The organism is Oleiphilus sp. HI0123, assembly GCF_001635315.1.
Map to the genome: position 1 here is coordinate 1 of NZ_LWGE01000179.1, position 346 is coordinate 346.

The 346-nt window shown below is 43.9% G+C and carries 1 pseudogene; it reads right to left on the minus strand.

Annotated elements, in window-relative coordinates:
• Positions 1 to 346: pseudogene (locus A3761_RS01650) on the minus strand (DNA polymerase III subunit beta); the annotation flags it as partial.

Genomic DNA, 346 nt, shown 5'->3' on the forward strand with positions numbered 1-346 from the left:
TGAAACTCACAGCAATATCGTGAGGAGACTCTTCAGTATTCGGAAACTGATCTGCTGGCAAGGTTGCTAAGGTAAAGTGGCTCTTACCGGAACGAAGGTGCATCTTTTCACCTTCCAGACTTAGCTCAATCACTGCATCATTTGGTAAAGAGCGACAAATATCTACTAACTTACGTGCAGGCAAGGTAATTCTTCCAGCAGTCTCGACTGCGGCGCTATTAAGCGTACAAACTAACTCAACCTCCATATTGGTGCCGGTTAATTCTACTTTACCTGGTTCTGCTTCAAGCAAAATATTCGAAAGCACAGGCATGGTTTGCTTTCGCTCAACAACACCCGAAATAAT